Source organism: Sphaerochaeta sp. S2 (assembly GCF_016406725.1).
Lineage (GTDB): Bacteria > Spirochaetota > Spirochaetia > Sphaerochaetales > Sphaerochaetaceae > Sphaerochaeta.
The window spans coordinates 1-4,384 of sequence record NZ_JAEKNT010000531.1 but is presented as its reverse complement, the minus strand read 5'-3'; the positions used below and the strand labels follow the sequence as shown (position 1 = coordinate 4,384).

Here is a 4,384-nt window from a genome sequence, read left to right as displayed (position 1 = left end):
GTCCTTATGGAGGTAGGGCGTTCCCCGACCATTGCGAATTGACTTGATGACACCATCCCGGTTGGAAACGGTGGAACCAGCCAATAGATCAATAGGCAAGTCTCTGTAGATTTCCTTGGCCATAATGGCGGATGGTCCCATGAGGACCGTAGGAATTCTTTTCCCATTGAAATGGCCGAGGACTTCCTCAAGTGAGGAGTTGATCAGGCTGGTGGCGGTCAGGATCAAGGCATCGCTCTCGGTTTCAGCCCAATGGTAGAACTCCCTCTCTGAACCTACTTTCTTTCCAATATCGTAAGCACGAACAGTAATATCATGTTCCTCCAAGTACGAGACGATGGGAGCAAAGTATCCGATCATGGCAACATTGTCGCCTGTATTCAACTTAAGGTCGCGTATCAGATTGCCGTCATCCTCATCCTGTAGGAGGGAGTGGTCCTGATTCAAGGCATTGCAGAGTGCAATTGCCATGGCTCTGCCAAGCGGGTCTTCTTTCTTGATGTTCTTAAGTAGTTTGATCGCAGGATACCCTTCATATTCATCCTTGTTCTTGTTAACTGAACAACTATTTCCACTCCCTTTTGGAGTGTAACAGAGTCCACAACGTCCATCCTGCAAGACAACTGCAGAGTAGCCAAGCCCAAGATAGATGCTCTCTACTTGCAAGCTTTCAGCCTCAGCTTGGAAGTAGGTGTGAATACGATTATCAATGTCCATGAGTCTCTCCCTAATTGGCTATTGTACAACGGAGAATCCAATATGCAAAGGGAAAGATAATGGAAGTGATGACATTTTTTGTAATCCTTACAGTTGAGGCAAATGAACAGGCAAGCTCATGAAAAGCTTGCCTGGTATCGAAATTTTTTTTCCTTATTCCGCAATACAGCAGCTTTCTCTCTGCCGAACCGTGATAGGGGTGACACTTCCTTCTGAGAATACAGCTTCCATTGCTTGTTTATAGAGCTCATACTTGTCCAGGGGTATGTAGGCTTGGATGGTACCAGCAAAGCCTCCTCCATGGACACGTACAGTTGTATCACTTCCCAGCAAGCTCTTGGTCATGGCAATAGCCAGACTAAGGCCCTGTTCCTGTGGGAAGAAAGAGGGGTAGAGGTTCTGCAGGAAGCAGAAGGAGCTCTCTCCGCTTGCTCTCACTTCCTTCAGGTATGCCTCAATGTTTTGGTTCTCCAGAGCTATGAGCATATTGGCAACTCTCTTGTTCTCTTCAAAGAAGTGAATGGAGCGTAGCAGTGCCCTGTCATTCTGGAGTGTTTTTCTGAGATGGGGAAGCTGAGAGACGAAGCTTGTCTCATCGATCTCCCTGAGGTGCTTTGCCCCAAAGTGAGCAGCAACTTCCTTCATCTCCTTGGGAACTGCGGCATACTCGGGGGTAAGGTCTGCATGATTTCCCCCCGTGTCCACGATGACCAGCTGGTAGCCATGATCACTGAAGGAGTAATGCACTGGCTCAATCTTCGGGTTTCCCTCATCAGCAAAGTCGATCCCTATGATACCACCATAGGCACACGCCATCTGGTCCATCAAGCCAGAGGGTTTACCGAAGTAGTTGTTTTCGCTGAACTTCCCAATGATCGCAAGATCAACAGGGGAGAGAGCATCTTCATTGTAGAGGTGGTTGAAAATGGTTCCACAGAGAACCTCCACTGCGGCAGATGAGGAGAGCCCCGACCCTTTGAGTACCCGGCTTGTGGTATTGGCCTGCCAACCACCAATATTGAGTCCACGCTGCTTGAATGCAAAGGCAATACCGCGTACCAGTGCCTCGGTGGTGTTCTTCTCTGTTTCAACAATTTCAAGCTCATCAAGATGTACCACAACCTCAGGGTAGCCTTCACTCGTCAAGACAACGGTGTTGTCATCTCGCTTGCTTACTGCGGCGATGGTATCCAGGTTAATGGTAGCAGCAATGACTTTTCCCAGGTTGTGGTCTGTATGGTTTCCACCGAGCTCACTTCTTCCAGCAGTGGAGAACAGACTGACATCCTGTTCCTTGAACAAGTTGGTGTGCTCTTCAACCAAACTGATAAACCGTTTATCCATGTCTTCAGCTTGGAACGAATTCCCATAGAGGGATGGATACACTGTATGCAATAAGCCTTTCTGTATTGCTTCCTTTCTGGCCATCATATGCTCCTTTAGTGCAAATGTACTTGCGTTCTTGAATGTACACGTGTACACTAACCCTGTATCAAGCATTTGTCAATAAAAAAAGAGGATGAACGATGGGAGCAACCAGAAACAGTGTAGCAAATAAGGCAGGGGTAAGCAGTGCAACCGTCTCCCGTGTATACAACAATCCTGGTAAGGTCTCCCCATCACTTGCCAAGCGAGTATTGGAAGCCGCAAGAGAATTGGGGTATGAACCCAACAGTGCAGCAGCTACCTTGCGAAGGAGTGGAACCGGCACCATCGCCTTTGTCCAATTCAGGAAGGAGGAGAGGCCCTACTACTGGGGTAATCTGGATAGCTTTGACTGGTTTTTCGGTAGGGCGATCAAGGGAGTGCAGGAAGTGTTGGCGAAAAGTTCCTGGCAGATGCGATTCTATACTGTGGAAACACAGCGTGAGCTGGAAGCAATTGCAATGCGCTGTGATGGTATCCTCGCCTATGATGTTGACACACAGGAGGAGGAAGCGCTCTTTTCTTCCATCTCCATCCCCTACGTGCTTGCCCATCACTTGGCTGGAAACACAGAAACAGAGAGCTGTGTGAGAACAGACAATCGATATGGTGGAACCCTGCAAGCCCAGTATCTTAGAGACTGTGGTGTGTTAAGGCCACTCTACATCACCGGCTACCTCGAGAGTGTGGTCCCCCATGCTGATCGTCTTGCAGGTTTTAAAGAGTACTATCCCGATGCATTGGTGTTATCTACAGAGATCGGGGAAACCTGTGCAATGGAGAGTCTTGCACAGAGAGTACAAGAACTTGTTGATACCAAGACCATAGATGGTATCGCTGCTGTAAATGATATTGCCTTGTTTTCTCTCTTGCTCCGCATCAAAACAGACCTACCGAAGGTAGGGTACGATGCATCCCCTCTCTTCGGCGTATACCCCGCTCCTATAGCAAGTATTGATATTCAGAGTGGTGAGCTCTATAGAAGGGCGGCAGAGAAGTTGCTAGGTCTCCTGGCAGGGAATCGACCCGATTGTACCACCGTGTTGCCGAAACTTGTACGTTCCCTTTTACAGTAGGAGGAAGAGCTTCTTCCATGAGAGGGTGTCTTCTCCTTGTTGCTTTTTATCCTGCACTGTCTTGGAGGTTTGAATCTCCTTGATCGGGAGGAATGGACGAGGCATGGTAGGGTAACTGGGGCCGGTTCTCTTCAGCCTTCTTTTTTGCACTCTCATACTTAAGCCTCAGCCATGAATGCATAGTTGTCAAGAGTGTCGCTACTGCTTTGTAATCTATATATAGCCTACGTTTGGGTCGTTTGAGCATATGTAGTTTTCCCTCAGTGATCAGGAGCATGATAGCTTCCTGTACTTCCTGCATTCCCCATGAAGAGAGTGTACCTCCATAGGAATACCACCCATTGGTATCCTGAAGCATGGAAGCAAGGGATGAAGGGGAGAAGTGAAAAGGATGTGATAATACACTCATAAGGATTGCTCTCTCTCCCTGTCTTTTCAGTGAGATGCTACCGTTACAAACATCACACCCACTGCAATACTCAAATGGCTCATTCATTGCCTCCAAGAGGCCTTTTCGGAAACAGTGCTCTGTGCTCTGCAGGATGGAGGCGAGGGGAGAAGGTTTTTCTCTTCCATCAAGCAAGCTGATCGAGAGAGCAGGTTTTCCGTCTCTTCCCGCTCTTCCACTCTCCTGCAGGAAGGAGAGAACATCCTCACTCAGGTCATGGTGGATGACGCATCGGATTCCCTTAACATCAATTCCCATTCCAAAGGCTTTTGTTGCGAACAGTACCCCGTTTTTGGTGTCATTGAACCACTTCTCCAGATATCTTCTCTCATCCTTGGTAAGCCCTGCGTGGTAATAGCGGACTGACACATCGGGGAGTGCGTAGAGGAGACTGTGGGCTGACGTCTCGGTCAGTTTCCGGGTACTGCAAAAGACAAGAGCTGGCAGGAGATTTTCTTGACGGAGCAGTCCAGCTATACTTTGGTTCTTGCTCAGGGTTCTGATGACATGGTAGGTGATGTTTGTCCTGTTGCTGCTTGCATGGATGAGGTGAGGTCTTGTAATGGGAAATATAAGGCGGTTCAAGCCCTGGAGCACCCGCTCATCAGCTGTAGCAGTAAAGCAGAGGACCTGCCGCACCGGAAGGTGCTGGATAATGGGTCCAACAGTAGCAAGGGCAGGGCGGAAGCCTTCCCCCCAGCTTATGATGGTATGGGCT

The 4,384-nt window shown here is 48.7% G+C and carries 4 protein-coding genes; 1 reads left to right on the top strand and 3 read right to left on the bottom strand.

Annotated features, from left to right (window positions below):
* Nucleotides 1–717, bottom strand: a 717-nt coding sequence (locus JF818_RS15695; RefSeq protein WP_198892985.1) for a Rossmann-like domain-containing protein, incomplete at its 3' end; no start/stop codon positions are given.
* Between the two features lie 153 nt (nt 718–870).
* Entirely contained in the window at nt 871–2,145 is a 1,275-nt protein-coding gene (locus JF818_RS15690; protein WP_198892984.1) for a galactokinase family protein, read from the bottom strand.
* A 98-nt stretch (nt 2,146–2,243) separates the two neighbouring features.
* Between JF818_RS15690 and JF818_RS15685 the strand changes: the two genes are divergently transcribed.
* Nucleotides 2,244–3,218, top strand: a complete 975-nt coding sequence (locus JF818_RS15685; RefSeq protein ID WP_198892983.1) for a LacI family DNA-binding transcriptional regulator — start codon at nt 2,244–2,246, stop codon at nt 3,216–3,218.
* 46 nt (nt 3,219–3,264) lie between these two features.
* Here the strand turns inward: JF818_RS15685 and JF818_RS15680 are convergent.
* A partial coding sequence (locus tag JF818_RS15680; protein WP_198892982.1) for an ATP-dependent DNA helicase RecQ occupies nt 3,265–4,384 on the bottom strand: 1,120 nt, incomplete at its 5' end.

Excerpts from the sequence above, each read along its gene's own strand:
- JF818_RS15690 (WP_198892984.1), bottom strand. The coding sequence starts at position 2,145 with ATGGCCAGAAAGGAAGCAATACAGAAAGGCTTATTGCATACAGTGTAT.
- JF818_RS15685 (WP_198892983.1), top strand. The coding sequence starts at position 2,244 with ATGGGAGCAACCAGAAACAGTGTAGCAAATAAGGCAGGGGTAAGCAGT.